General features: G+C 74.9%; 21 protein-coding genes and 1 riboswitch. Of the genes, 4 read left to right on the top strand and 17 right to left on the bottom strand.

The genetic code is table 11. The annotated features are described in order from the left end of the window. Together ACRYMN_RS06240 and ACRYMN_RS06235 are read left to right on the top strand one after the other, a co-directional pair. Positions 1–972, top strand: coding sequence for an ABC transporter substrate-binding protein (locus tag ACRYMN_RS06240; protein ID WP_432493086.1), 972 nt, complete (start codon positions 1–3; stop codon positions 970–972). A 145-nt stretch (positions 973–1,117) separates the two neighbouring features. Continuing rightward, entirely contained in the window at positions 1,118–1,612 is a 495-nt protein-coding gene (locus ACRYMN_RS06235; RefSeq protein WP_432493084.1) for a riboflavin kinase, read from the top strand. A gap of 109 nt (positions 1,613–1,721) precedes the next feature. On the opposite strand, the gene ACRYMN_RS06230 is transcribed toward ACRYMN_RS06235, so the two are convergent. The 10 genes from ACRYMN_RS06230 to ACRYMN_RS06185 all read right to left on the bottom strand — a co-directional run bounded on the left by ACRYMN_RS06230 (position 1,722) and on the right by ACRYMN_RS06185 (position 12,196). Continuing rightward, positions 1,722–2,687, bottom strand: coding sequence for a nitroreductase family deazaflavin-dependent oxidoreductase (locus ACRYMN_RS06230; protein ID WP_432493082.1), 966 nt, complete (start codon positions 2,685–2,687; stop codon positions 1,722–1,724). Between the two features lie 10 nt (positions 2,688–2,697). After that, the gene (locus tag ACRYMN_RS06225) at positions 2,698–3,963 is read right to left on the bottom strand and encodes a nucleotide disphospho-sugar-binding domain-containing protein (RefSeq protein ID WP_432493080.1); all 1,266 of its coding nucleotides are present in this window, start codon (positions 3,961–3,963) and stop codon (positions 2,698–2,700) included. Further along, complete coding sequence (locus ACRYMN_RS06220; RefSeq protein WP_432493078.1) at positions 3,960–4,571, bottom strand: TetR/AcrR family transcriptional regulator; 612 nt, start codon at positions 4,569–4,571, stop codon at positions 3,960–3,962. The genes ACRYMN_RS06225 and ACRYMN_RS06220 overlap by 4 nt, the downstream gene beginning before the upstream one ends. Positions 4,572–4,667: 96 nt before the next feature. Then, positions 4,668–5,177 (bottom strand): GNAT family N-acetyltransferase, encoded by a 510-nt coding sequence (locus ACRYMN_RS06215; RefSeq protein WP_432493076.1) that lies wholly within the window; start codon positions 5,175–5,177, stop codon positions 4,668–4,670. Next, positions 5,174–6,871: a dipeptide ABC transporter ATP-binding protein gene (locus tag ACRYMN_RS06210; RefSeq protein ID WP_432493074.1), complete on the bottom strand. Its 1,698-nt coding sequence runs from the start codon at positions 6,869–6,871 to the stop codon at positions 5,174–5,176. The genes ACRYMN_RS06215 and ACRYMN_RS06210 overlap by 4 nt, the downstream gene beginning before the upstream one ends. After that, positions 6,868–7,719 (bottom strand): ABC transporter permease, encoded by an 852-nt coding sequence (locus ACRYMN_RS06205; RefSeq protein WP_432493150.1) that lies wholly within the window; start codon positions 7,717–7,719, stop codon positions 6,868–6,870. Before ACRYMN_RS06205 ends, ACRYMN_RS06210 begins: the two co-directional genes overlap by 4 nt. A gap of 5 nt (positions 7,720–7,724) precedes the next feature. Then, a complete protein-coding gene (locus ACRYMN_RS06200) occupies positions 7,725–8,729 on the bottom strand; it encodes an ABC transporter permease (RefSeq protein ID WP_432493072.1) in 1,005 nt (334 codons plus the stop codon). Then, positions 8,726–10,330, bottom strand: a complete 1,605-nt coding sequence (locus ACRYMN_RS06195; protein ID WP_432493070.1) for an ABC transporter substrate-binding protein — start codon at positions 10,328–10,330, stop codon at positions 8,726–8,728. The genes ACRYMN_RS06200 and ACRYMN_RS06195 overlap by 4 nt, the downstream gene beginning before the upstream one ends. 201 nt (positions 10,331–10,531) lie before the next feature. Continuing rightward, a riboswitch (SAM riboswitch) is annotated at positions 10,532–10,623 on the bottom strand. A gap of 33 nt (positions 10,624–10,656) precedes the next feature. Next, positions 10,657–11,400 (bottom strand): XdhC family protein, encoded by a 744-nt coding sequence (locus tag ACRYMN_RS06190; protein WP_432493068.1) that lies wholly within the window; start codon positions 11,398–11,400, stop codon positions 10,657–10,659. Positions 11,401–11,482: 82 nt separating this feature from the next. Further along, the gene (locus ACRYMN_RS06185) at positions 11,483–12,196 is read right to left on the bottom strand and encodes an HNH endonuclease family protein (RefSeq protein WP_432493066.1); all 714 of its coding nucleotides are present in this window, start codon (positions 12,194–12,196) and stop codon (positions 11,483–11,485) included. 197 nt (positions 12,197–12,393) lie between these two features. Here ACRYMN_RS06185 and ACRYMN_RS06180 point away from each other — a divergent pair, with 197 nt between their 5' ends. Together ACRYMN_RS06180 and ACRYMN_RS06175 are read left to right on the top strand one after the other, a co-directional pair. After that, the gene (locus tag ACRYMN_RS06180) at positions 12,394–13,212 is read left to right on the top strand and encodes a tyrosine-type recombinase/integrase (protein ID WP_432493064.1); all 819 of its coding nucleotides are present in this window, start codon (positions 12,394–12,396) and stop codon (positions 13,210–13,212) included. Positions 13,213–13,300: 88 nt separating this feature from the next. Then, positions 13,301–13,585, top strand: a complete 285-nt coding sequence (locus ACRYMN_RS06175) for a DUF4190 domain-containing protein (RefSeq protein ID WP_432493062.1) — start codon at positions 13,301–13,303, stop codon at positions 13,583–13,585. Between the two features lie 84 nt (positions 13,586–13,669). Here the strand turns inward: ACRYMN_RS06175 and ACRYMN_RS06170 are convergent, their stop codons facing one another. The 7 genes from ACRYMN_RS06170 to ACRYMN_RS06140 form a co-directional block, all read right to left on the bottom strand. Further along, complete coding sequence (locus ACRYMN_RS06170) at positions 13,670–13,945, bottom strand: holin (RefSeq protein WP_432493060.1); 276 nt, start codon at positions 13,943–13,945, stop codon at positions 13,670–13,672. Then, positions 13,942–14,643 carry a M15 family metallopeptidase gene (locus ACRYMN_RS06165; protein WP_432493058.1) on the bottom strand — a complete coding sequence of 234 codons (702 nt, stop codon included), beginning with the start codon at positions 14,641–14,643 and terminating at the stop codon, positions 13,942–13,944. Before ACRYMN_RS06165 ends, ACRYMN_RS06170 begins: the two co-directional genes overlap by 4 nt. Positions 14,644–14,651: 8 nt before the next feature. Continuing rightward, positions 14,652–15,887, bottom strand: a complete 1,236-nt coding sequence (locus tag ACRYMN_RS06160) for a hypothetical protein (protein ID WP_432493056.1) — start codon at positions 15,885–15,887, stop codon at positions 14,652–14,654. 24 nt (positions 15,888–15,911) lie between these two features. Further along, entirely contained in the window at positions 15,912–18,662 is a 2,751-nt protein-coding gene (locus tag ACRYMN_RS06155; protein ID WP_432493054.1) for a CotH kinase family protein, read from the bottom strand. Positions 18,663–18,724: 62 nt separating this feature from the next. Then, complete coding sequence (locus ACRYMN_RS06150; RefSeq protein WP_432493052.1) at positions 18,725–19,012, bottom strand: hypothetical protein; 288 nt, start codon at positions 19,010–19,012, stop codon at positions 18,725–18,727. Further along, positions 19,009–19,482 (bottom strand): hypothetical protein, encoded by a 474-nt coding sequence (locus tag ACRYMN_RS06145; RefSeq protein WP_432493051.1) that lies wholly within the window; start codon positions 19,480–19,482, stop codon positions 19,009–19,011. The genes ACRYMN_RS06150 and ACRYMN_RS06145 overlap by 4 nt, the downstream gene beginning before the upstream one ends. A gap of 55 nt (positions 19,483–19,537) precedes the next feature. Further along, positions 19,538–21,184, bottom strand: coding sequence for a hypothetical protein (locus tag ACRYMN_RS06140; protein WP_432493049.1), 1,647 nt, complete (start codon positions 21,182–21,184; stop codon positions 19,538–19,540). Between the last annotated feature and the right edge of the window lie 13 nt (positions 21,185–21,197).

The raw sequence follows: 21,197 nt of genomic DNA, 5'->3' as shown, positions 1-21,197 counted from the left end.
TTGCTCAGCCGCCGTTCCCTGCTCGCCGCCCTCGCCGCCGCGCCGCTGGCGCTGTCCGCGTGCGGCACCCCCGCCGACCCGGCCGCCGACGCCGCGGCCGCGCCGGCCACCGCCGACGGCGGGGTGGACACCAGCGCCGCGCAGCCCGGCCGTCTCACCGTGGCGGCCGCGCCCGCGATCGCGGCGAAGGTCCCGCAGGCGATCCGCGAGCGCGGCACGCTCGTCATCGGCACCACCGGCAACGGCAACCCGCCGCTGAGCTTCCGCGCCGACGACGACGAGACGGTCATCGGGATCGAGCCGGACCTGGCGCTGCTCGTGGCGCAGGTGCTCGACCTCGAGCCCGACGTGCGGACCACGTCCTGGGAGAACCTGTTCCTGTCCATCGAGTCCGGGCAGTACGACGTCGGGTTCTCGAACATCACCGTCACCGAGGAGCGCAAGGAGAAGTACGACTTCGCCTCCTACCGCGTCGACACGCTGGCGTGGGAGGTGCCGGTGGACTCCGACATCACCGCCATCGAGGGACCCGAGGACGTCGCGGGCCTGACCGTCTCGGTGGGCTCGGGCACCAACCAGGAGAAGGTGCTGCTCGACTGGGACGCGCAGAACCGCGCGGCCGGACGCGAGCCGGTGGAGATCCAGTACTACCAGCAGGCCTCCGACACCTACCTGGCCCTGAAGTCCGGGCGCATCCAGGCGGCCTTCGGCCCCAACCCCACCGCCGCCTACCACGCCCTGGTGGCCGGCGACACGAAGATCGTCGGCCTGGTGCCCGGCGGTGGCACGATCCAGGCCGACATCGCCGCGACCACGCAGAAGGGCAACGGGCTCGTGCAGGCCCTGGCCGAGGCGATCGACCACCTCATCGCCGAGGGCGCCTACGCGAAGACCCTGGAGCGCTGGAACCTCGGCGACGAGGCGCTGCCGGCGTCCCAGGTCAACCCGCCCGGGCTGCCCAAGACGCAGTGACGGCCGCGGGGTGGCGGGCACCTGCCCGCCACCCGGGAAGCTCCCGCGCGCGCGGGGGGTTCCTGCGGAGGACGACCGGACCCCGGACCCCGGGGCCGGGCAGCGCGGCGGGCCGGGGACCGGCCGCCGGGACGAGGGAGGCACCGTGGAGGAGCAGTCAGCGGGTCGTGGGCACCTGCCGGGCACCGGGCACCTGCCGGGCGCCCGACCGGCCGGCAACGACCTGCCGCAGCCCCGGGCGGGCGGGCCGGAACCGGTTCTGGAGGTCGCCGGGGTCGTCGAGCACGGCGACGCGCGCGGCCGCACCCTGGGCTTCCCCACCGCCAACGTCGCCGTGCCCGCGCACGGCCTGCGCGACGGCGTGTGGGCCGGCACCGTGCAGGTCGGTCAGGACGTGCACGTGGCGGCGGTGTCGGTGGGTCACCGGCCCACCTACTACGGGCGCGAGGGCGCCCGGCTGCTGGAAGCGCACCTGCTGGACTTCTCCGGCGACCTCTACGGCCGGGAGGTGCTGGTGCGCCTGCACGTGCGGCTGCGCCCGCAGCGCCGCTTCTCCGGCTCCGCCGACCTCGTCGAGCAGCTGCACCGCGACGTGGCGGACACCCGCACCTGGGCCGCGTGGGCGCTGGCGCGCGCCTAGGCGAGCACCGGCGGACACCGGCGGACACCGGCGGACACCGGCGGGCACCGGCTCCCGCCGCGCCGGTGCGCCGCCCCGGTCCCCTCCGCCGGGGCGGCGCACCGCTCCCTCACCCGCGGGTGGCGGCGCGGCGTCCCCAACGGGCCATGACCGCGGCCGTGGCGAGGCAGGTCGCGACGACCGGGGTGGCGACCGGGTCGCGGCCGGCGGGGCGGAGCACCGCGCGCGTCTCGCGCTCGACGACGTATCCCAGCACCATGACGGTCCCGAGCACGCCCAGGGCACGGGCCGCCACCGGCTGGGGGGCGCGCGCCAGTCGGACGGTGCTCACCGCCTGCAGCACCATCATCGGCACGGGCGCGGAGAACCCCGTGCCGTACAGCCAGGAGTCCCGCCCGATGCGCTCGGGACGCCCGCGCCAGCGCAGCAGCGCCACGTCGAACGCCGCACCCCGGCGCAGGGCCAGGACCTGCCCCGCGAGCTGGGCGGCGAGCTGGACGGTGGAGGCGGCGACGAGCGCGCGCTGCACCCCCGCGGACCCGGTGACCGGCTCCGCCAGCGCGGCCACCACCTCCGCGCCCCGCGCGTCGACGGGTTCGAGCAGCACGACGGGCAGCTGCCGGGTCGTCCTGCGCTGGTAGTCCTCCAGGATGCCCGCGGTGTCGAGGGCCCGGCGCCACAGCCGCTCCCGCTCCTGCCCCGACGTGGTGCGCGCCACGGCGGTGAAGGCGCGGGGACCGATCTGGACGCGAACCCGCGGCTCCGCGACGAGGTTGCGGTACCACTGCGGGTGCTCCGGGCTGCCGCTGTTGCTGGCGACGACGGCGAGGTGCTCGCCGTCGAGCACGCACCCCAGGACGTGGGTGCGCGGTGCGCCGGAGACCCGGCCGGTGGTCGTGAGCAGGCACAGCACGGCGGTGTCCATGCGAGCGCCGATGCGCCCGCCGGTCGCCCGGTACAGGCGCACGTGCCCGCGGAAGGCGGCCGAGAGCACCCGGCTCCCGGTCGAGCCCGGGCGCACCGCCATGGCGGTGCGGGCGAAGGCGCGCGACGCGGTGGCGTCGATCGTTCCCACGGTTCCCTCCTCACGCCGCCCGGCGCGCGTGGCGCGGCAGCGACTCCAGTTCCTCCAGCAGCAGCGGGGAGGCCGCCCGGGCGCGGACGCCCTCCCCGAACGCGCGGGCGGCCCGGCCGAACGCCGGTTCCTCCAGCAGCCGGCGCACGCCCGCCGCGATCGCCGCGGGCGAGGCGCTGCGGCGCAGGCCGAGCGCCGCGCCGTGGCGGGCGGCGCGCACGACGTTGTCGTGCTGGTCGCGCCCCATCGGCAGGCACAGCACCGGCACCCCTGCCGCCAGCGCCTTCAGCAGGGTGCTGTGCCCGGCGTGGGTGACGACCGCGGCCGCCCGCGGGAACAGCTCGGCGTGCGGGGCCGAGCGCACGACGTCGACCCCCGGCGCACCCGCGAACGCCGCCGGGTCCACGGCGGGCCCGGTCGTCACCACGCCGCGCACGGGCAGCGAGCCCAGCGCCTCCACGATGCGGCGCAGCACGTCCTCCTGCCCGCGCGCGTAGACGCTGGAGAGGTTCGCCACCACCAGCGGTGCGTCCCCCGCGGGGGGCCGGTACGGCTGCACCCACGGCGGGTCGTCCGGGAGCGTGCCGGTGCAGCGCACGTTCTCCGGCAACCGGGCGGGCAGGTCGAAGGCCGGGTCGGTGAGGACCAGGACGCGGGCGGCGCGGTCCCAGCTCTGCCACACGTCCTGCAGGGGGTCCAGGCCGATCCCGGCGCGGGCGGCGTTCAGGTCGGCCAGCCCACCGTTCCACAGGCGGCTGACCAGCCCGTTGAGGACGGCGTCGCGCACCCGCCCCACCGGTCCGCGGGCGGGCTGCAGGCCCATCCCCAGCGGTGGCACCCCCGGTGCCGGCCGGCTGTAGACGTTCGGGCACAGCGCTGCGGTCGGCACGCCCTCCGACTCGGCGCCGGCCAGGGCGCCGAGCAGGACGCCGCTGACGACCGCCGCGTCGACGGGTTCGGCGGCCAGCTGCTCGCGCACGTCGGCGGCGAACGCCGCGGCCGGGCCGGTGACGAGGCGGTCGCGGACGCGGGTGAACTGCCCCAGCGGGGTTCGGCACTCCCAGTCGCGGAAGCAGTCGTCCTCTCGCGCGTCGGTGCGCCGGAACGGCGCGCGCGTCCAGCACCGGTACGCCGCCCCCACCCGGGTGGCACCCGGTTCGAGCGGCGGGTCGGCCAGGACGGTGACGTCGTGCCCGCGCTCACGCAGGCGGCGCACGACGCCGAGCTCGGCGGGGACGGTGCCCCCGCCGTCCCAGAGGGCTGCCAAGACCTTCACGGTTCCTCCCGGTGGTCACCGCCCGTCGTCAGGACGGCGCGGAGCATGGAGAGCAGGACCGCGCTCGTCGTCGCGCGGGAGTGCCCGAGGTCGCGGCGCAGCAGCTTCCACGTGCCGACGTCGGTGACGGCGTACAGCGCCGCCAGGGCCCGCCGCCGCGGCGCGGCTCCGACCGGCAGGTGCGCGCCGAACACCCCCTCCAGCCAGCGGGTGTGCTCGGCGCGCGCGTGCCGCAGCGCCCCGGCCAGGGCGGGCAGGCGCGGTTCCAGCGCGAGGAACCGCACGTTGGCGTCGCCGTAGCGCTCGTACTGCGCCACGAGGGCGCGCACGGCCCCGGCGGCGTCGCCCGGGGCGATGGGACCGCGTTGCGCGAGCAGTTCCTGCCCCAGGTGCAGCATCGCCACCAGGAGCAGGTTCTCCTTGGACTCCACGTGGTTGATCAGGGTCTGCTGGGTGACGCCCGCCGCCCGGGCGACGTCGACGAGGCGGACCTCGTCGTAGGGGCGGGCCAGGAACGCCTCGGCCGCGGCCGTGACGATCGCCTCCCGCGTGCGCTCGACGGATCGCGCTCGCCGCCCGGTCCGGTGGCTGCGCGGTGCCTCCGTCACCACCCGATGCTGCTCCTCGTTTGAGTCGGAGTCAAGGGAGTGCGGTCGGGGGCGCCGTCCTCGCGGCGGGTGCGCGGGCGGTTCAGCGCGGGCGGTTCAGCGCGGGTCGGCGGCCGCGGGCAGGTCCTTGGTGAACGGCAGGCGCCCGACGCTCTCCGGGTCCGCGTCGAGGTCGAACAGCGGCCGGAAACCGGCGCGCAGGTACAGCCCGCGCGCCTCGGGCTGGCGCGGCCCGGTGGTCAGGTACAGGCGCGAGTAGCCGGCCGCGAGGGCGCGCGCCTCCAGCTCGGTCAGCACGCGCCGGCCCAGCCCGCGGCGGCGGTGCTCGCGGTGCGTCCAGATCCGCTTCAGCTCCGCGGTGCCCTCGTCGTAGCGGCGGTACGCGCCGCCGGCGACGGGCGCGCCGTCCTCCAGCAGCAGGAGCAGCACCCCGTCGGGCTCGTCGAACTCCTCGGCGGGGTGGCGCTCGAGCTCCCCGCGCACCTGCTCGGGCGTGCCGCCGTAGCGGGCGCCGTACTCGCGCGCGAGGTCCTCGAACAGCGGGCGCGCCAGCTCGTCGCGCACCCCCACCACCCGCACCACCAGCTCGCCCGGTGCGGCGGTCACGAGACGTCCTCCAGCGCGCGCCGGCCGGGGATCGCATCCAGCAGCTCGACGGTGTACGGGTGCTGCGGGGCGGTGAACACCTGCTCCGTCGCGGCGAGCTCGACCAGCTCCCCGCGGCGCATCACCCCGACGCGGTCGCTGACCTGGCGCACCACGGCGAGGTCGTGGGAGATGAACAGGTAGCTCAGGCCGTGGTCGGCCTGCAGCTGCACGAGCAGCTCGAGGATCTGCGCCTGCACCGAGACGTCCAGGGCCGAGACCGGCTCGTCGCACACCACCAGGTCCGGCTCGAGCGCCAGGGCGCGGGCGATCGCGACGCGCTGGCGCTGCCCGCCGGACAGCTCCGCGGGCCTGCGCCGCAGCACGTCGGCGGGCAGGCGCACCTGGTCCAGCAGCTGCGCGGCGCGGCGCGCGCGCGAGGCGCGGTCGCCCACGCCGAAGGCGCGCAGCGGCTCGGCGACGGTCTCGCCCACCGCCACGCGCGGGTCCAGCGAGGCGTAGGGGTTCTGGTACACCAGCTGCATCCGCCGGCGCAGCGCGCGCCAGCGCGCCCCGCGCAGGCCGCCGGTGCCCACGCCGTCGAAGAGCACCTCGCCGGAGGTGGGGCGCTCCAGGCCCAGCACCAGGCGGGCGGTGGTGGTCTTGCCCGAGCCGGACTCCCCCACCAGCGCCAGCGTCTCGCCGCGCTCGAGGGTGAAGCCCACCCCCGCCACCGCGGTCTGCTGCCGGCCGCGGCCGGGCAGCGCGAAGCGCTTGACGAGGGAGCGCACCTCCACGAGCGGGCCGGCCGGCTGCGCGCGCTGCTCGGGCGCGGGCGGGGCGGCGGGGGTGGCGACGGGGGTGGCGACGAGGGCCGGCGGGGCGGGGCGCGGGCGGGCGCGCAGGCGCGCGCTCGTCAGGCTGGGTGCGGCCGCCAGCAGCGCGCGCGTGTACGGGTGGCGCGGCTCGGTGAGGACCTGCTGCGCGGTGCCCACCTCGACGACCTCGCCGCCGGACATGACGACCACGCGCGAGGCGCGGTCGGCGGCCACGGCCAGGTCGTGGGTGATGAACAGCACCGCGGTGCCCGCCTCGCGGGTCAGGTGCTCCAGGTGGTCGAGCACCTGCCGCTGCACCGTGACGTCCAGGGCGCTGGTGGGCTCGTCGGCCACCAGCAGGCGCGGGCCGGCGGCCAGGCCCACGGCGATGAGCACGCGCTGGCGCATCCCCCCCGACAGCTCGCCGGGGTGCTGGCGCGCGCGCACGGCCGCGTCGGGCAGCCCCGCGGCCGTGAGCAGCTCCACCGCCCGGGCGCGCGCGGCCGCGCCGCGCGCCAGGCCGTGCACCACGAGGGCCTCGGCGACCTGGTCGCCCACGCGCTCGACGGGGTTCAGCGACAGGGTGGGGTCCTGCGGCACCAGGCCGATGCGCGCGCCGCGCACCGAGCGCCACGCGCGCTCGGGCAGCCCCACCAGCTCCCGGCCCTCCAGCAGCACCGAGCCGCCGTCGACGGAACCGCCGGCCGGCAGCAGCCCCACCACGGCGTGCGCGGTGGTGCTCTTGCCGGAACCGGACTCGCCGACCACGGCGACGACCTCGCCGGGCAGCACGTCGAAGGAGGCGCCGTGCACCACCTCGCGCCGGGCGCCGCCGGCGGCGTAGGACACGCGCAGGTCGCGCACGCTCAGCAGCGGCTGCGCCGCGGTGGAGCTCACGAGGCGGTCCCCCCCTCCAGGGCCCGGGCGACGCGGTTCGCGGACAGCACCACGGCCGCCACGACCAGCCCGGGCAGGGTCGTCAGCCACCACGAGGTGGCCAGGTAGTCGCGCCCGCCGGAGACGAGCGAACCCCACTCCGGGGCCGGCGGCGGGGCGCCGAAGCCCAGGAAGCTCAGGGCGGAGACGGCCAGCACCGCCACCCCGAACTCCAGCGCGGACAGCGCCAGCACCGGGCCGGCGGCGTTGGGCAGCACGTGGCGCAGCAGCACCCCGGTGGTGCGCACGCCCGAGGCGCGCGCGGCCTCCACGTACGGCGAGGAGCTCACGCGCAGCACCTCCGCGCGCATGACGCGGGCGAAGTTCGCCACCGTGCCGATGCCGACCGCGATGGCGACCTTCACGGTGCCGAAGCCCAGCGCGGTGATGAGGGCCATCGACAGCAGCAGCGCGGGGATGGACAGCAGCACGTCCACCGCGCGCATCGCCACGTCGTCGACGAGGCCGCGCGCCCAGCCGGCCACCAGCCCGACCGCGGTCCCCACGACGAGGCCGATGAGCACCGCCAGCACGGTCGCCTGCAGCGTCAGGCGCGCGCCGTGCACGACGCGCGCGTACACGTCGCGGCCGAGGTGGTCGGTGCCGAAGAGGTGCGCGGCGGAAGGGCCCTGCAGCCGGTCGGCGGCCACGCCCTCGACCGGGCTCTGCCCGGTGAACAGCCCCGGCGCCAGCGCCCAGGCGACCACCACGACCAGCACGAGCACGGCCAGCGCCAGGCCGGGCCGGCGCAGCACGCCCCGGCGGCGCGCCGGCGCGGTGCGCTCGCGCGCCGCGGGGCGCACGTCCACGGCGCTCACGCCGCGCTCCCGGCCAGGTCGCGCACGGCGGCGCGGCGCGGGCGCGCGCCGGCCGTGCGGAGCCGCGGGTCCAGCACCGGGTACAGCAGGTCCACGAGGAGGTTGGTGAGCACGAACACCGTCGAGGCCAGCAGCACCAGGCCCTGCACCACCGGGATGTCCTGCGCCTCGACGGCCGAGACCGTCAGGCGCCCGACCCCCACCCGGGAGAAGACCGTCTCGACCACCACCGCCCCGGCCAGCAGGTTGCCCACCACGACCCCGGCGACGGTCAGGGTCGGGATCACCGCGTTGCGCAGGGCGTGGCGCAGCAGCACCCGCCCGCGCGAGGCGCCCTTGGCGCGGGCGGTCTCCACGTACGGCTCGGCCAGCGCACCGCGCAGGCTGCGCGCGAGGACCTGCGCCAGCAGCGCGGAGACCGGCACCGCCAGCGTCACCGCCGGCAGCACCAGGCTGGCCGCGCCGGCGTTGCCGAGGGCGGGGAAGACCGGGAAGCGGAAGGAGAGCAGCTGCACCAGCAGCAGGCCCACCCAGAACGTCGGCAGCGAGACCCCCAACGGCGGCAGCGCCAGCAGCAGCGCGCGCAGCCGCGCCGAGCGGCTCCACGCGCTCAGCAGGGCCACCGAGGTGCCCAGGAGCACGGCCAGCGCGAAGGCCGCCGCGGCCAGCAGCGCCGTCTGCGGCAGCGCCTCGCCGATGAGGGTGGTGACCGGTGCGCCGTTCTGCACGGAGGACCCCAGGTCCAGGTGCAGGGTGCGCCACAGCGCCTCGGCGTACTGCACGGGCAACGGGTCGTCCAGGCCCAGCTCGGCGCGCAGCGCCGCGACCCGGGCGGGGTCGACGTCGCTCTGCTCCCCGCCCTGGCCGCCGGCCAGCATGATCGAGACCGGGTCGCTGGGCAGCAGGTACAGCACCGCGAACGTCACCGTGAACGCCGCCCACAGCACCAGCACCGCCTGGCCCAGCCGGCGCGCGACGTAGCCGGGCAGGGCGCCGCTCACGAGGACAGCCAGGCGTCGTGGAACCACAGCCGCGAGGAGCCCTCGAACTCCAGGTCGTGCACGTCGGCGCTGGCGGCGATGACGGTGGACAGCTCGAACAGCGGGATCGAGTACGCCTCGGTGAGCAGCTGCTGCGAGGCCTGCGCGACCAGCTCACCGCGCCGGTCGGCGTCCAGGGTGCCCGCCTGCCCGTCGAGCAGGTCGTCCAGCGGCCCGCGCGGGCGCTGGGCGACGTTGCGCGCGCTCTGCGCGAAGACGGTGCGCAGCACGTCCGGGTCGGAGCGGGTGAGGTTGTACAGCAGCACGTCGTAGTCGCCGGAGGCCTGCTGCGCCTGCTGCTCGGCCACGGTGGCCTGCTTCAGCTGCAGGTCGATGCCGACCTCGCGCACCTGCTGCTGGATCAGCTCCAGCGCCGCCGAGACCGGCTGCCAGAACGTCACCGTGAACGTCAGGCGCTGGCCGTCCTTGACGCGCACGCCGTCGGGGCCCTCCCTCCAGCCGGCCTCCTCCAGCAGCGCGGCGGCGCCGTCGACGTCGCGGGCCAGCAGCGCGGAGTCGTCCGGGGCCAGCGGCGTCGAGGCGGACAGCGCCGAGGAGACGGCCACGTCGCCGGGGTTGAGGATGCTCGCGACCTCCTCGCGGTCGACGGCCTTCGACAGCGCCTGCCGCACGCGCGCGTCGGAGAACAGCGGGCGCGAGGAGTTGGGGAAGAAGTTGTACGGGATGCCCGGGTTCGCGCGGCGCTCGGTCCAGAACCCGTCGCGGTCGAACTGCGGCAGGTCCTGCGCGGCGATGGAGGTCGTCGCGTCGATCTGGTCCGAGGCCAGCGAGCCGGTGCGCACGCTGGACTCCGGCACCACCTGGAAGGTGATGCTGTCCAGGTAGGCCTCGCCGGTGTGCCCGGCGCCGTCGGGCGCCCAGTCGTAGCCGGCGCGCTTCTCCAGCACCACCTCGGCGTCGCGGCGGTAGGAGCCGACCGTGAAGGGGCCGGACCCGGCCAGCGTGCTGCCGTCGCAGCGGGTGGCCGGGTCGGCGGCCACGGTGGCCGGCGAGAGCAGGCCCAGGCTCATCGTCGAGGTGGCCTGCAGGAACTGCGCGCTCGGCTGCGAGAACGTCACCACGGCCGTGAGCGGGTCGGGGGTCCGGGTGCCGGTGTACCCGGCCAGGTACGTCGAGCCCAGCTGCGCCTTGGCGCCCAGGGCGACGACGCCGTCGAGGTTGGCCTTCACGGCCGCCGAGTCCACCGGGGCGCCGTCGCTGAAGGTGGCGCCGCTGCGCAGGCGGAAGGTGAAGGTCGTCGCGTCCGGGGAGACTTCCCAGGACTGCGCCAGCCAGGGCCGCACCTCGCCGGAGGCGGGGTCCTGCACCGTCAGGGAGTCCACGAGCTGGCGGCCGATGTTCAGCGCGTCGTTGTTGCCGACCTGCTGGGGGTCGATGCAGCCGGAGTCGACCTGGATCGCGAAGCGCAGGTCCCCGCCGGGGCGCGGCTGCCCGCCCCCGGCGGCCGAGCCGCCACCACCGCCGTCGCCACCTCCGCACGCGGCGGTGGCGAGGAGGGTCAGCAGGGCGGGGACGGCGAGCAGCGGCGTGCGGGTGCGCAAGGGGGGCTCCTGGCTGGGAGGGGCGGCGGTGGGTGCGCGGGCGCGCGGCGGCACCGGGCCTCGCCCGGTGCGGGGAGCGGCGCGGGGCCGGGCGCGGGCGCCCGGCGGTGGCCGTCGGTCAGCGACAGCCGGCGGAGCAGGTGCGGCACAGGTCGACGACGCGCCGCAGGACCGCCACGTGGGGCTTGGGGTTCACGTTCTCCTCCATCGGCCTGGCGGGAGCACCCTCGCCCGTTCCCGGGGGGTTGCTGCGGCGTCGTCGAGCCAGGTCTCTCAACCGCTCTGGATGGTCTGCCGCGCACTGTAGGCGCAGCACCCGCCCGCGTTCAAACCGGTGCCGCGGCGGTGGTCGCCGCGGTGCCCGCCGTCGTGGTCGCCGCGGTGCCCGCCGTCGTGGTCGTCGCGGTGGTCGCGGCGGGCACCGCCCGCGGCAGCGCCCGGTGCGGGTGGGCGGCGACGAACACCTCCACCGCACCGCTCACGCGCACCGCGCCGCTGGTACCGGCGCGCAGCAGCTCCCGCGCCGCCCGGGCGACCGCGTCGTCGAGCTCGGCCGGGCCCAGCGAGCCGGCCCGCCGCGCCGGCCACAGCAGCAGGTGCCGACCCAGGGCCGCGGGGTCCGGCGCGGCGACCACGGTGGCCACCGCCACCGCCTCCCCCGCCCGCACCGAGGCCGCGGCCGAGCGCACGAGGTTGGCGTTGGAGCGGTCCACCCGCTCGACGAAGACCTCCGGGCCCACCGCGCACGGCGGCCGGCGGGCGCACGCCCCGGAGCACCGCCGCAGCACCGGCGCAGCACCGGCCAGCACGCGGCGGGCCAGCTCCAGCGCCGCCGGCTGCGCGCAGCGGCACGGCAGGGCGCCGGCGACCTCCCCGCGCGGGCCGAGCGCCAGGACGGTGCCCGCCGGGCGCGGCTCCAGGTGCTCCGGGCGCTGCGGGTGCGGCGAGGGCTCCACCCGCGCCGGGCGCACCACGGTGGCCAGGGCCACGGCGCCGCCGGCGGCGAGCCACTGCTCGACGCGCGCCAGCACCGCACCCGCCTCCTCGCCCGCGCCCACGCCCGTGCCCACGCCCGCAGCCTGCCACCCCGGCGCGCCCGCCGGGCCGGGACGCCACCGCGGGAGCGGTGCTCCGGGCCCCGGCCCGGAGCCCTCAGCGCGCGGGCAGCTCCTGACCGGGGCAGCCGGCCAGCACGTCGGCCATCGCCGTGCGCTCGGCGGGCGTGACCCACAGCCCCCAGGCGCTCTTGACGGCCACCTGCCGGGCGACGTACTCGCACGCGCCCAGCGGCGGCAGCCACTGCGAGGCGTCGTCGTCGCCCTTGGCGGAGTTCAGCGGGCCGTCCACGGCCAGCAGCTCCAGGGGGTCGTTGGCGAACTCGACGCGCTCCTCGGCGCTCCAGGCGCGCGCGCCGGTGCGCCAGGCCGCGGCCAGCGCCACGACGTGGTCGACCTGCACGTCCGAGCTCGTGGCGGGCCCGCGCCGGAAGGGGATCTCGCGGCCGGAGTAGGGGTCGTCCAGCGTGCCGGACAGCACGGTGCAGCCGTCGCCGTCCAGGCGCACGTCCTCGAGGTCGCGGCGCAGGACGTCGTCGCGGGTGCGGCAGCCGTTGCCGTCCACGTCCGCCCAGCTCTCCCCGAAGCGGGTGCGCTGGTAGCCGGCGCCGGTGTCGGCCTCGCGCACGGGCAGGGCCCGCAGCGCCTGCGCGGCGCCGCCGGTGGGCGCGGCGCGCCCGCCCGGGTCGGAGGTGCCGGCGGGCCCGCCGGGGGCAGGACCGCTCAGCGCCCGCCACAGCAGCACGGCCAGCACGAGCACGAGCAGCGGCACGAGGATCGCCGCCGGGGCGCTGGTGCGGCGGACGGGCACGGCCGGCACCTCCACGGGGGCGCGGCCCCGCAGGGGCCGGGGACGACGGAGGGGGCGTGCGTGCGCACGCCCCCTCGAGGAGCTCCCGCAGTTGGACTCGAACCAACAACCTGCCGTGTACCTACCTTCGCAGGTCAGCGTACCGCAGCGTAGGTCACTCGCTGCAGCCGCGTGAGAGCTTGACTACACACGGTCACATGACCACCTGGAACGGCGCGATCGGGCTCTACACGCAGTGGCTCGCCGCCGGCAACGTCGCAGCTGGAACCATCCGGCTGCGCCGCCACTACCTGCGCAACCTGGCTCTGCGCCACCCGGAAACCGACCCCTTCAAGCTGACCCCGGACGACCTGATCGCCTTCATGGCCATGCCCGGCTGGTCCCCGGAGACCCGCAAGTCCGCCCGCGCCGCGGTGCGCGGCTTCTACGGCTGGGCGGTGCGTTTCGAGCACGTCCTGCGCGATCCCTCCATCCACCTGCGCGCGGTGACGATCCCCCGCGCCCACCCACGCCCGACCCCCCAGACGGCCCTGGACGCCGCGCTGGCCACCGCCGCCCCCCGCGAGGTCACCATGCTCATGCTGGCCGCCTACGCCGGCCTGCGCCGCGGCGAGGTCGCGCGGGTGCACACCAAGGACATCGTGGTCGAGGCCGACGGCTTCTCCCTGCGCGTGCACGGCAAGGGCGGGCGCGTGCGCCTGGTGCCGCTGCACCCGGAGCTGGCCGAGCGGCTGGCCGCGGTGCAGCTCGACCAGGGCGAGGGCTTCATCTTCCCTGGCAAGATCAACGGGCACCTGTCCGCCGACCGCGTCGGGCACCTGCTGGCCAAGCACCTCGGCGCCGGCTGGACCGCGCACACCCTGCGGCACCGCTTCGCCTCACGGGCCTACGCTGTGGACCGCGACCTGCGCGCCGTGCAGGAGCTGCTGGGGCACTCCAAGCCGGAGACCACCGCCAGGTACACCGCGGTCCCCGACAACGCGCTGCGCAAGGCCGTGTGGGGCGCCACCGCCTGAGCGGGCCGGCGGCGCCCACGCGCGGCGGTAACACCGGCGGCTGGTGTGACGATGCACCACCAGCCGCCACAGCCCCCAGGAGCCGAGCATGACGCACGAGCCGTACCCGCCCGCCCCGGTGCAGCGGGTGGCCACGGACACCCCCGCCACGATCGCGCTGGTGCTGGGCATCCTGGGCGTCTTCACCGCTGGCGCGACGTCGCTGGCCGGCATCGTCGTCGGGCACGTCACCCGCAAGAACACCCCCTCGCAGGGCCTGTCGACGGCCGCCCTGGTCGTCTCGTGGGCCGTCACGGGCGTGTGGGCGCTGGTGTGGCTGGTGTTCGTCGTGGTGCCCCTGCTGGCGTTCGCGGGGGCCCTGGCGTCGTCCTGACGCTGCCGGGCACGCACGAAGCGCCCCCGCCCCCCTGACGGGGGACGGGGGCGCAGGTGCTGCAGGTGGTGCAGGTGGTGCTGGTCAGGCGTCGAGCTCGCCGGTGGAGTGCCGGCCGGGCTCGACGAGCTGTTCGGCCTCGATCGCCGAAGGCCCGGCGCCCCCCAGGCCCAGGGAGGCCAGGGAGGTCAGCAGGGACAGGACCAGGCCGCCGAGGGCGAAGCCGCCCACGTCGGACCAGGAAGCGTCCAGGGCGTTGACCTGGTCGGCGCCGAGCACCAGGAGCGCGGCCTGGGCGCTGGTCTTCACGGCGCGCTCGGCGGCGGCCTCCCAGAACCGGGCGGTGGTCAGCACGCTCACGACCAGACCCCCAGCTTCTTGCCGATGTCGCCGACGGCCTCGGTCAGGGAGCGGGGCACGCCGTCGCGCCGGCGGCCGAGCAGCCAGTCGAAGCCGGTCTGCTTGACCTCGAGCGTCTTGGGGTCGAAGTCGAAGCCCTCCTGCTTGAGCAAGTGCCGGGCCATCGCGTGCGTCTCGCGCAGGAGCTTGCGCTCGTCCTCGGTCATGTCGTCGTCCTCCTGGTGCTCGGGGGGGTGCGTCAGGCGCGCGACGTCAGCGCGGGCCTGGGCGGGGGTGCCGACGTACTCGAAGTGCATGGGGTCGCGGCGCGAGCCGGACCAGGTGCCGCCCCACACGAGGTGCGGCGAGATGGCCCGGCAGGTGGCGACGATGTCCGCGGGCATGTCGCTCGGGCCGTTGGCGCGCTGCGGGTTGCTGCCAGCGCGGAAGTCGGCCGCCAGGGCCCAGGAGTGCTCGGAGAGCAGCTCGGCGGACTTGGTCTGGCGGTAGCGCTCCTCGTAGCCGCGCACGGGCCGGAAGTTGTAGCCGCCGGCCGAGACCATCCAGCCGGGGCCCTTGAGCGCCTCCACGCGCCGGATGAGCTCGGCGAAGAGGGGCGCGACGTCGGGGTGCAGGTTCAGCGGGATGCCGGCGCACGGCACCCGCACGGTGCGCCGCACGGGCGGGTGGGCCCAGCCGCGGTCGGTGGCGGTGGCCATGCGTCCTCCTAGAAGCTGACCTCGAGCACGGTCCCTGCGGGGGCGGGTGCGGAGAGGGTGATGGTGGCGGTGCCGGCGAACGGGTCGATGGCACTGACGCGGGCGCGCACGTCCGCCTCGGGGGTGGTGCCGACCGCGACGGGCTGCACGCGGGTGGTGGACCACGAGGAGATGAGGAAGGAGGAGACGGTGACGCTGGTGGCTCCGGTGGGCACGGCGAAGCGCCACTCGGAGAAGTCGGCGCGCAGGGCGCCGGCGGCCTGAGCGGCGGGGGTCTGCGGGTGGTAGGTGTGGGAGCCGGAGACGTGGGCTCGCCCGCCACCGACGGTGCCGGGTGCTTCGTCGGTCCACACGAGGTGGTGCAGGTTGCCGCCGCAGATGAAGTTGGAGTCGCCGATGGTGAGGCGGGAGTAGCCGCGCAGCCGGAAGGCGTGGTCGTAGGTGCCGCCGTTGAACTCGAAGTGGCACGAGTCGAAGAAGGCGTGGGAGTCCCACTGGGATCCGAGGCGCCCGACGAAGTCGAAGGAGCAGCCCACGAAATGCAGGCCCGCCCCCGAGCCGGAGGAGAAGTACACGTCGTCGCTGTTGGCGAACGTGCAGTCGAGGAACGTGGTGCGCTCACCGGAGTTGCCTGCCTGCCGACCATGCGAGGACCAGGCGTCGCCGAGGTCGATCTGCAAGATGAGCTGGCAGGAGACGAACACGCAGTGGTCGAAGCTGTTGATGTACGTGTCGGACTCGAACATGTCGACGCCCCACTTGAAGCCGTCGACGCGCACATCCACGAACCGCAGCCCGAAGCCCTTGACCTTCAAGCCGGTCTGCCCGGATCCGGTGCCCTTGCCGTTGATCTCGACGCCGATGAAGGGGGTGAAGTCGGTGTCGTTGACGGACACGCACACGGTGCCGTCGGGCGCGCTGCTGAAGTTGAGGATGGATGCCTGCGTGCCGAGGACCCGCACCCGGGAGGGGATGGTGAGCGTGGACGTCAGGCGCATCGTCTTGTTCGGCAGGTGCACGTCGCCGCCGCCGTAGGTGGCCTTGACGTAGTTGAGGATGGCCTGCAGGCGGGCGGTGTCGTCGGTGCTGTTGTTGGCGGCGACGGCGGTGAGCCCGGACTCGGCGGAGGGGGCGATGGCCCACACGGAGCGGGCGGCGTCCTCCACCGCCTTGAGGGTCACCCCGCCCCCACCGGTGCCGGTGGGGGCGGTGCTGGTTCCTGCGGGGATGCGCTGGCGCACCATGTGTCAGCCTCCGTGCTTGGTGGGTCAGGTGACGGTGATGGAGTCGACGTCGACGACGCCGCCTGCGCCCTCTTCGGCGAGCCACACGTGCCCGGCGAAGGTGAGGGGGTTGGTGTCGGTGACGGTGATGTCCCACGCGTCGGGTTCGGCGGTGCCGACGACCCACACCTTGGCGGCGAGGGTGGCGCCGGCGCGCTTGAAGCGGACGTTCCAGCCGGTGCTGGTCTCGACCTGGGTGGGGTGTTCGGCGAAGGCGATGGACTGCCGGTTGGCGGACGATGCGCGGTTGATGCGCATGCTGTAGACGCGGCTGCCGGAGGAGAACACGTCGAGGACGAGCGTGTAACCGTTGTCGGGCACGTAGTACGTCGCGGGGTCCGGGGAGGATCCGAAATAGATGAGGTGGTTGCTGCCGGAGGACTGCGCGACGGCGGTGAGGTCGAAGTCGCCGAGGTCGGGGCCGTTGGTCCAGGCGGCGGCGGCTGCGTAGTCGGAACCGGACAGGCGACCACGGTTGCTGACGATGGACGCGTCACGGTAGGTGGTCCAGCCGGCGGGCCAGCCGGGCGCGTCGGCGGTGTCGAACGTCTCGGTGGAGCCGCCGCCGATCGGCGCGTCAGCGGTGGTGAAGGTGACCTCGTTGGAGTCGCCGGAGGCGTTGCTGGAGGAGTCCACGGCGCGCACGGTCACGGTGTACTCGGTGGCCGGGTCGAGCCCGGTCAGGGCGGTGGCGGTGGAGGTGGGCGAGGCGCGCAGGAGCCCGTTGACGTATACGCGGTACGAGGCGGCGTCGGGCACCGCGTACCAGGTGAGGGTGGCGCTGGTGGGGGTGACCGCGGACTCCACGAGCCCGCTGGGCGCGTCGGGTGCGGTGGTGTCCGGCACGGGCGGCGTCTCGGGGGTGAACTGCTCACTGATCCACGCGATGCGGGCACGCAGCCACGCCTTCGCGGACGCCGAGAGGGCCAGGGTGTCCGCGCTCAGGCCCCACGCGCGGCGGTCCCGGCTGGAGGGGTGGGTGAGCCCGTCGATGAGGCGGTCGATGACCGCGAAGATGGAGTCCCCCGTGGTCAGGGACGAGGCCAGGGCGTACCAGTGCGTGCGCATGACGCTCCAGAAGGCGGGGTCGGCCATCATGCGGTCGATCCAGATGGCGCCGGGGTGGTTGTCCTCCACCGCGAGGCGGGTGCGCCAGCCGGTGGGGGGGACGTTGCCGTAGCCGAGGGAGCGGTCGAAGTCCCACACGGGGCCCATGACGAGCACGCCGGGCTTCTCGGCGGTGTCGCGGGTCTTGTAGAACTTGCAGCTCGAGAAGAAGTTGGAGTCGACGTTGGCGAGCAGCTCGTTGACGAGGTACCAGTCCACGAAGCTGTCGCGGTCGATGAAGCGGGCGTACCCGGTGGCCGGGTCGAGCCAGTTCGCGCCGTAGAGGGCGGACTCGAAGGAGTCGATGAAGCCCTTGATGTACGCCATCTGCGCCGGGGTCGAGCCGTCCGGGTCGTCCGTCTTGATGGGCAGGTCCGTCATTGTGGTGTGGAAGCCCAGCTCGCCGGAGCCGTCGAGCCAGTGGTCGATCTCCAGGGTGTAGGCGCCGGTGAGGGCGAGACCAGTGGTGCCGGTGGCCTTCGTCACGTTGATCTTCGAGGGGCTGATTTCGACGTGCTCACCGAGCTGGTACAGCCCGCCGTAGGCGCCGTTGAGGGTGACCTCCACCCACCGCATGCGCGGCGTCCACGCCAGCCCCGGGCAGCGGGCAGCGATGTTGAACGCGACGGCCGTGCGGATCGCGATGGGGTCGAGGTAGTTGGCGAGCAGCACCCAGTCCCGCTCGGCCGGCATGCCCAGCAGGGGCGCGGCGGTGGTCAGCTTGATGCGGTACGGCTTCTTCACCTCAGCCCAGGAGGTGTTGCCGCGGCCACGGATCTGGATGGTCCCCGAGTACGGCACGGCGCCGTTGATGCTGATGGAGCCGTTGACGTAGACGCGGGTATCGGTGATGGGAGCTGCGCCGACGGTGTCGATGGTGACGTGCGGCAGGGGACCGAACGCCCACTCGAACGCGGTCGCGGTGGCGGGTGCCGGCGCCTGCGCGGTGCCGCCGGCGAGGGCGTTGGCGTCGAGCCACGCGTAGTGCCCGGTGGGGCGCTGCCCGACGGGCAGGGTCTCGGGGTCGACAGTGCCGGACCAGAGGTCGCCACGCTCGTAGGCGCCGGTGGCGGTGTTCTCGACCATGACGACCGGCGCCGACTCGCCGCCACCGCCGCCACCGCCGCCACCGCTAACGCCACCCGCCTCCAGCGTCTCGACGCGATCGGCCAGGGCGGTGAAGTCGCTGTAGTAGACGACCGAGAGGGGCTGGCCGGGCACGGGCTCGGCCGGCGCGATCTTCGTCAGCCACACGCCCTCGTCGGGGGCGTCGATGTCGACGACGATCTCGTAGGGCTCGCGGCCGCCGCCCTTGCGCAGCTTCTCCGTGATGATGTAGCTGGTGGGCCCGCCGATGATGTCGGGATCGTTGTTCGCCGGCAGGTGGAAGGCGACGTATCCGGCCTCGCGCACCTCCCCGTTGATCAGGATGGGCGTGCGGCCGATCTCGAAGGAGAACTGGCTCGAGAAGATTCCGAGCGGCATGACCTCGTCGTCGTCCAGGGCCATGCCCTTGCCGACGGGGGTCACTTCGATGGTGCCCTCGGCGGGCGAGCCGTCGCCGTAGTTGCCGGCCCAGCGCAGCAGCTTGCGGTTGTAGTCCGGCGACGGTTGCGTGGTCACGCTCACAGCGCGCTCCTGTCCATGTGCTTCAGTCCTTGAGGTAGCCGACCAGCTCGGTGGGCTCGCGCTCAGGGGCGGGGTTTGTCTCGGGCTTGCGCCTGCAGGTACTCGCGCAGGGCGTCGTTCTCGCGCAGCGTCTCGCGCAGCCGCTCGTTCTCGGCCCGCTCGCGCTCGATCTCCTTGTCCTTGCGCTCCAGCTCGCGCTCCATGCGGTTCAGGGCGTCCGCGGCCTGCTGGTCGCGGCGCGTCTCGGACTGCGCGCGGCGGTTCAAGACGATGGTCACGATGCCCACCAGGAGGGTGCCGACGCTGACCACGACGGTGGACAGCTCCGCCAGCGACAGCGGGGTGCTCATGGTGCCTCCGAGAGATCCTCCTGTTGCCGAGCCATGACCCGGCGCAGCACCGGCTCCAGAGGCAGGCGCAAGGGGTTGCGGGACTGCAGCAGGTGGAAGGAGGTGATCAGACCCCACGCCACGGGCCCGGTTGGGCCGGCCAGCGTGCCGATCACCCAGGAGGCGAAGAACCCCCACGCCCACGCGCCCGAGCTGAGTGCGGCCATGGCCACGCCGAGGCGCGCCCAGCCCTCGCTCTTGGTGAGCGCGCCCAGTAGGCACATGGTTGCGGCCGCCACCATGGCCATCCCCCAGGCGGGCAGGGGGGCGACGAGCCGGATGGCGTCGTAGCTCGGCGAGACCCACTGATCGGGGTGGAAGATCGCGAACCGGGCGATGAAGAGGTAGGCGCCGGCGGTGATGATGAGGTACCACTGCGCGCGGCCGGTCATGCGCTCCGGCTCTCGGCTGAAGACGCTCATGCTGCTCACGGCCCCTCCATCGGCTTGAGCGGGCGTGCTCGTGCGGCGGCTGCCGGTCGGGCGCTCACAGCGAGGACAGGACGGGCTTGGACCAGCGGACCTTCGCCTGGGAGGTGAAGGGGTCGTTGGCAAAGGCGGCGGTGTAGAGGATCGACACCCCGCGCGTGGGGTAGGCGGCGTCTACCCAGCGGGCGGCGACGTCCTCGACCTTCACGCCGTCGAAGAAGGAGCGGGCCCGGCCGTTGGTCTGCCCGGCAGTGCCGAACTCGAACTCGAGGTCGACCTCGTGCCAGCGCCCGGCGATGGGCTGGCAGTAGGTGCCGTCCGGGCGGCGCCAGTGGTTGCGCAACCCGTAGTTGTCCGCCCACGCCTGTCCGGCGAAGTTCAGGGCGTAGACGTAGGAGTTCAGGGTCAGGGGCAGTCCGCCTTGGGCGTCGCCGGCGCCGGAGAGGTTCACGCGCCAGTAGAAGGTGCCGGGGTCGAGGTCGTTGCCGGAGGCGATGCCGCCCATCGTCGTGCCCTGCGCGGCGCCGGCCAGGCCGTAGCCGAACTTGGAGTCGCGGTTGCTGTTCCACGAACCCAGCGTGACGATCTTGAAGGCGTAGGACAGGCGGATCGTCTTCGCGGGGAAGCCTGCGACGCCGCGCGTGGTCAGGTCCGTCATCGCCCGGTAGCCGCGGTCGGTGTCGTCCGTGGTGACCGGGATGGTCAGCTCCAGCGCGCGGCCGGTGCCGTCGGGGCTGGTGGTGTCCGCGACCATCGCGCCGAGGCTGGGGCGGTTGTCGCTGGTGTCGACCTGCGTGGTGGACAGGGCGGTGGCCACCGAGGTGGAGGCCCAGTTCGCGTCGCTGGGGGTCCACAGGGAGGACGCGACGGGCCACGCGATCGGCGCGCCGTAGACGCCCACGGACTGCAGCGCCACCGTCGCCGTCGTGACGACCAGGCGCACCGTGTGCTCCCCGGAGGCCAGGGCGGCGGAGGTGTAGACGGTGGCGCCAGCCTCGCGCGTCGTGGCGGTCTCGGAGAAGCTGCCGACCTTCACGCCGTCGACGTAGACGTCGGCGGTGCCGTGGTGCGCGTCGCGGGTGCCGCGCACGAAGAAGCCGGTGCCGGTGAACTTGAAGGACACCTCGGCGGGGGTGGCGGTGACGTACCGCTCGACCGGTGTGGCGGTCGTGGACTGCCAGGTGCCGGTGTACTTCATGAGCGTGGTGTCGGTGGCGGCCACGGTGGTGGCGGTCGGCGCCGGCGTGGCGGCGCTGGCGGTGGTCGCGGTGACGGCGGCGGACCAGGGGCCGTTGCTGGCGTCGTTCACGCCGCGGGCGCGGTAGCTGTAGGGGGTGGCGGCCAGCAGGTCGCGCACGACGAGGGCGCCGCCGGGGTGGGCGTCGGTGATCTGGACCCAGCCGCTGCCGCTGTCCTTCTCGACCTCCACCACCGCCGCGTTCGCGGGCAGCGGGATCGTCAGGCCCTGCGTGCTGGACGTCGCCGCGCCCGGGGTGATCGTCGGGGCGACGGTCACGGGCGCCGCGCCGACCTGGCGGGTGGCCAGCGCCCGCGAGAAGTGCGAGGACGGGTCGTTCAAGATCGACGTCATCGCCAGGTCGAGGTCCGTGCGTGCGATTTTCTCCTCCGCCACCTGCTCGAGCTCCTCGTCTGTGACCAGGCCGGACACGTTGATGCCGGCGGGGATGCGCACTTGCTGCACCATGGGGGTCTCCAGG

Origin of the sequence: Kineococcus gypseus, assembly GCF_050871305.1 — a bacterium.
GTDB lineage: Bacteria > Actinomycetota > Actinomycetes > Actinomycetales > Kineococcaceae > Kineococcus > Kineococcus gypseus.
The sequence above is the reverse complement of the archived record's forward strand: the minus strand, read 5'-3'. Positions and strand labels throughout refer to the sequence as shown.